The organism is Sulfuricaulis sp., assembly GCF_049587675.1.
Lineage (GTDB): Bacteria > Pseudomonadota > Gammaproteobacteria > Acidiferrobacterales > Sulfurifustaceae > Sulfuricaulis.
The window spans coordinates 1-4169 of sequence record NZ_JBAVEJ010000038.1; the positions used below are offsets into that span (position 1 = coordinate 1).

Annotated in this window: 4 protein-coding genes; 1 reads left to right on the forward strand and 3 read right to left on the reverse strand. The window is 60.0% G+C overall.

Annotated features, from left to right (window positions below):
• Positions 1–95: 95 nt before the first annotated feature.
• A complete protein-coding gene (gene moaA / locus WB402_RS01475) occupies positions 96–1082 on the forward strand; it encodes a GTP 3',8-cyclase MoaA (RefSeq protein WP_424205049.1) in 987 nt (328 codons plus the stop codon).
• A 139-nt stretch (positions 1083–1221) separates the two neighbouring features.
• On the opposite strand, the gene WB402_RS01480 is transcribed toward moaA, so the two are convergent.
• The 3 genes from WB402_RS01480 to WB402_RS01490 all read right to left on the reverse strand — a co-directional run bounded on the left by WB402_RS01480 (position 1222) and on the right by WB402_RS01490 (position 4062).
• Entirely contained in the window at positions 1222–1722 is a 501-nt protein-coding gene (locus WB402_RS01480) for a sigma D regulator (protein WP_424205045.1), read from the reverse strand.
• Between the two features lie 106 nt (positions 1723–1828).
• Positions 1829–3184 (reverse strand): signal recognition particle protein, encoded by a 1356-nt coding sequence (ffh, locus tag WB402_RS01485; protein ID WP_424205047.1) that lies wholly within the window; start codon positions 3182–3184, stop codon positions 1829–1831.
• Positions 3185–3297: 113 nt separating this feature from the next.
• Positions 3298–4062: an MBL fold metallo-hydrolase gene (locus tag WB402_RS01490; RefSeq protein WP_424205048.1), complete on the reverse strand. Its 765-nt coding sequence runs from the start codon at positions 4060–4062 to the stop codon at positions 3298–3300.
• Positions 4063–4169 lie beyond the last annotated feature (107 nt).

Sequence of the window (4169 nt, forward strand, 5' to 3'; positions counted from 1 at the left end):
GCATGATGGTATTCGGCAAAACCGCCCATCAGATAAATCCCACACTGTTTCCGTTGTGTACAGCGCCTCCGGGTACTCTTATAGTGATACGCAAGATGGAACCCAGACTGATCGACCCCTTCAACCGGACAATCGAATACGTCCGTCTGTCTGTCACCGATCGTTGCGATCTGCGATGCATGTATTGCCTGCCGGCGGACTATCGGGATTTTTCCGAACCGGAAGAGTGGCTCACGTTCGACGAGATCGAGCGCACGATACGCGCCTTCACGGAGCTGGGCGTGCGCCGCGTGCGCCTTACCGGCGGCGAACCGCTGACGCGCCACCATCTGCCCGACCTGGCCGCGCGACTGAATGCGCTGCCGCGACTGGAAGACCTGTCGCTCAGCACCAACGCCGTGCAACTGAAAAAACACGCCCGGGCGCTGTTTCAATCCGGCGTGCAGCGCATCAACGTCAGCCTCGATTCGCTCAAACCCGAACGCTTCACCGCCATCACCCGCGGGGGAAAACTAAACAAGGTGCTGGACGGGCTGGCGGCCGCGCGCGAGGCCGGCCTGCGTCCGATCAAGATCAACATGGTAGTAATGAAGGACGTCAACGACGGCGAAATCGAGGACATGGTGCAATTCTGCATCGAACAGGATTTCACGCTTCGGCTGATTGAAACCATGCCCATGGGCGACACCGGCCGCTCCGCCAGCAATCATTATATGAGTCTCGAAGATGTCCGCCGCCGGCTGGCGGAACGATTCGAGCTGGTGCCGACCGTCATGCCGGGCGGCGGTCCCGCGCGTTACGTGAGCGTGGCCGGCACCAATCTGCGGATCGGCTTCATCACGCCGATTTCGCAGCACTTCTGCGCAGGCTGCAACCGCGTGCGCCTGTCCGCGGATGGCGCGCTGTATCTCTGCCTCGGCCAGGAAGACAAGGTGGAATTGCGTCCGTTGCTACGGCAGGGAATCGGCGATGAGGAATTGAAGACCGCGATCCGGACGGCAATCGCGCGCAAACCGGAGAAACACGATTTCCGCGAGCAGCCTCAGAAAATCGTCCGGTTCATGTCACTGACCGGCGGCTAGAAGCCACTGAGCCCTTTGTCACCACGTTCGGTCTTAGCTTGTCAAAGACCAAACGGATACATCATTTCTGAATCTTGGCGTTTGTCGTTCACCCTTTTGACTGGCTCAGGGCGAACAACTGCTTGAATCAGAGGATCACTCAGGAAGCGCGACGACTTTCTATCAGGTGCTTGATCATCTTGTCTTCGAGCTCGATGCGGGAGGCGAGCATTTCACCGAGCCGTGACAGGTCGTCGCCAAACGACAAGCCGATCTCGCAGTGATCGCCGCAATCGTATTTGTCGTTGAAATCCAGCGCCGCCTCGGTGGAGGTGGCGATCTGCGGATAAAGTTTTTCAGCCAGGCTGGAAACCTGCTGTCGGCGTTCGGTGCCGTTGACGATACGTTCGTAAAGACTGAAGTGGCCGGCGGCAATGTAATCCACCAGCACCTGACAGAACTTCTGAAGCATTTCCTGCGCCGGCTTGACGCGCGAATTCTTGCTGTTCTTGTACGGTTCGAGCCCGGCCATTTGACAGTACAGCGCCAGCATTTCGGTCCGCTCGGTAATCAGTTTTTGCACCATCTCCTGCGTGACGGAGCGGCGTTCCGCCGTTCTGGCTCGATGCACTGCCGATTGTTTCTGATGTTCCGTTGTCATGGTTCCGTTTCCCGTGTCCCCTCGTGGAGGCAAAACTATACGCCCTCGGCGCTGGTTTGTTAACTCCGTCAACTCAAACAAATACGCTGCATAATTTGGATGAATATCATCCGGGAAGACCGGGTAATCGGCCCTTGACATCGCGCAACATCCGTTGCAGCCCCCCTTTTCCCATGCGCTTCATCATCTTCTGCATCTGATCGAATTGCTTGAGCAGGCGGTTCACGTCCTGCACCTGCGTGCCCGAACCGGCGGCGATACGCCGCTTGCGCGAGCCGCGGATGATGTCGGGGAAACGCCGCTCCTGCGGTGTCATGGAGTTGATGATCGCGACCAGCTGCTTCACCTGCTTGTCGCCCAGTTGCGCCTTGGCCGCCTCCGGTACCTCACCCATGCCCGGCAGCTTGCCCATCAGGTTCGCGACACCGCCCATCTTTTCCATCTGCGCCATCTGGTCGCGGAAATCCTCGAGATCGAATCCCTTGCCCTTCGCCAGCTTCTGGGCGAATTCCTGGGCCTTTTCCTTGTCCGCGGTGCGGGTCGCCTCTTCCACCAGGCCGAGCACATCGCCCATGCCAAGGATGCGTGCCGCCACGCGCTCCGGATGAAACGCCTCGAGGGCGTCGGTTTTCTCGCCCACGCCGAGGAACTTGATCGGCTTGCCGGTGACCTGCCGTATCGACAAAGCCGCGCCGCCGCGCGCGTCACCGTCGGTCTTGGTCAGGATCACGCCGGTCAGCGGCAGAGCTTCGTTGAATGCCTTGGCGCTGTTCACGGCATCCTGACCGGTCATGCTGTCGACCACGAACAGCGTCTCCACTGGCTGGATCGCTGCATGCACCGCGCGGATCTCCTGCATCATGGTCTCATCGATATGCAGACGCCCGGCGGTGTCGAAAATCAGCACGTCCTTGAGCCGCTTGCGCGCTTCTTCCACGGCCTGGTGCGCGATATCCACCGGCTTCTGATCGGGCCGGCTCGGGAAAAATTCCGCGTCGATCGAGGCGGCAAGTTTCTGCAACTGGTCGATCGCCGCCGGGCGGTACACGTCGGCGCTCGCCACCATGACGGATTTTTTCTCGCGCTCATGCAGGAAACGGGCGAGCTTGGCGACGGTCGTAGTCTTGCCGGAACCTTGCAGACCCGCCACCAGGATCACGGCGGGCGGGCGCACCGCCAGGTTCAGACGCTCGTTCGCCGCGCCCATGACCGCGACCAGCTCGTCGTTGACCACCTTGACCAGCGCCTGCCCCGGCGTGAGGCTCGTCAGCACCTCCTGCCCCGCCGCCTTGACGCGCACGTGCTCGACGAAATCCTTCACCACCGGCAGCGCCACGTCGGCCTCGAGCAGTGCCATGCGCACCTCGCGCAATGCCTCGCGCATGTTCTCTTCGGTGAGCCGGCCTTCGCCGCGCAGACGCTTGAGGGTGGCTTGCAGTCGTTGGCTTAAATTATCGAACATTGCTTAACCTCAAAACTCCACGCGAAGGCGCCAAGGCGCAAAGAATTAAAATAAGATTAAATCTCATATTCTGTCTTTCGCGCCTTGGTGTCTTTGCGTTGAGTAGTTTTCCATCAAATCTCGAACACCTGACCCCGTTCGAGTCGGTGCGGCGTGTTATTGGGAATATGCCGCGCGATTTCGCGCATGATGTCATCCTCGCTGCCCGGCATCAAATGCGTGATGTGCACCTGCGGGCCCGGGTTCAATTTTTTCAGTTCGCCCGCCAGCAGGGAAGGACACAGATGTTTGGAAATCCGGCTGAGCTTCTCGTCGGCGTCCAAAAAGCTGGTTTCGACGATCACGTGCCGCAGATCGCGGGTCGCGTTCAGCACCTTCCAGAATTCTTCCGTCGTCGTGGTGTCGCCGCTGAAGGCAAGGCTCCCACGGGCACTGCTTAAGAGATAACCCGCCGCCGGGACCACGTGAGTGACCGGGATGCTGCGCACGCGCCGTTGATTCAGCGTCATCTCGCGTCCCGCCGGCAGGACATGATACGTCATGAACGGCGCTTCAGGAGTCGGGATGCGGCTGAAGTCCGGCCACAGCTCGCCGTTGAAAAGATGCGTGCGCAACGTGGTCAGTGTCGCCTCCTGCGCATAAATCCGCACCGGCTCGCGACGGTCGGCGCCCACGGTGTCCAGCATGAACGGCAGCATGGTCACGTGGTCGAGATGCGAGTGGGTCAGAAACACGTGGTCGATGGCGCGCATTTCCTCCAGCGTGAGATCGCCGACGCCGGTACCCGCATCGATGAGGATGTCATGATCCACCAGAATCGACGTCGTGCGCGCCTGCGCGCCGATGCCGCCGCTGGCTCCCAAAATCCGTATTTTCATCTGCAGTGTTGATCTCTCATACTTGTGCCGCTCTACATGCCATCCGTGGCGAGGTTTATATGACTTCGATCAACCCCAGCCGCGCCATCCGTGGCGCGGCGTTCGGC